Genomic DNA, 910 nt, shown 5'->3' on the forward strand with positions numbered 1-910 from the left:
AATGCAGTCACCTCACTGGCTGCATTCTGCCGCCCTGAATTGAAAAAAATATTTTCATTTTACTTGTCAACTGCAAAAGTTATTTGTATTGTTAGCCCATCGACAACACGCGCAGCGTTGTCAGGTTAAACAAACGTTCTGACGCCGGGAAAGACCGGGAGGATGAGATGGCAACTACCAATCAGGCAGTACCAAAAAGCGGGAAGGCAGTTCCAATGCGCAACCAGCGCACCGGCGCAGCCTGGCTCGTTTCTTTTAACTACACCGATGGCACTTACTGGCATGAACCGCAGGGCAACCTGCGCCACATTCGCCGCCCGTATGCCGCCCGCAACATTGAGCCGCATCTGGTACTGGCGGGGACGCACTGATGAATACGCTTTTCGCGTTAGTGCTGACCGTGGGCATGACCAACGGCGATTTTCAGGATGCGGTGCTGGGTGTGTATGAAAACGAGCGCCAGTGTGAAGCGGCAGTCGTTGAGCAGCAGGTGGCAGGCAACTGTTATCCGGTGGAAAGAATTGTCCGCGCCGATGAAGTGCCGGCCGGTACCACTGTCCATTTATGAGGAGTTGATGATGTGTAACTCGACCAAATGCGCGTACTGCCGCAAGCCGATTGAGCAAGGCAAGGAAGTAAAAAACGTATTGCTCTTCATTCGCGGTGCGCAGCTGGACCGCGAGCAACGCGATTACTGTTCTGTTCGTTGCGCCTCTTACGACCAGATGGCCCACGAATGCTAACGTAAACCCGCGCAAGGCGGGATCTACGTCCGGTGCCACCGACCAAAGTACACCGGAATTTTTACCAAACCAAAACAACACCCAATGGGCGCTATCTCTGGCCCGGGGATTCTAACACCCAAAAATGAGGATCTCACATGGAATTCTTTTATGTGGTTAAGGCCACG

The 910-nt window shown here is 53.0% G+C and carries 3 protein-coding genes; all 3 read left to right on the forward strand.

From position 1 onward, the window contains the following. Positions 1-167 precede the first annotated feature (167 nt). The 3 genes from FN633_RS02730 to FN633_RS18455 are packed head-to-tail and all read left to right on the forward strand — an operon-like array spanning position 168 to position 743. Entirely contained in the window at positions 168-371 is a 204-nt protein-coding gene (locus FN633_RS02730; RefSeq protein WP_154056645.1) for a hypothetical protein, read from the forward strand. Beyond that, the gene (locus FN633_RS02735) at positions 371-568 is read left to right on the forward strand and encodes a DUF1482 family protein (RefSeq protein WP_154056646.1); all 198 of its coding nucleotides are present in this window, start codon (positions 371-373) and stop codon (positions 566-568) included. The genes FN633_RS02730 and FN633_RS02735 overlap by 1 nt, the downstream gene beginning before the upstream one ends. A gap of 10 nt (positions 569-578) precedes the next feature. After that, positions 579-743 (forward strand): YdaE family protein, encoded by a 165-nt coding sequence (locus FN633_RS18455; protein ID WP_243731526.1) that lies wholly within the window; start codon positions 579-581, stop codon positions 741-743. Positions 744-910 lie beyond the last annotated feature (167 nt).

The sequence above is a fragment of the Pseudescherichia vulneris genome (assembly GCF_902164725.1).
GTDB classification, from domain to species: domain Bacteria; phylum Pseudomonadota; class Gammaproteobacteria; order Enterobacterales; family Enterobacteriaceae; genus Pseudescherichia; species Pseudescherichia vulneris.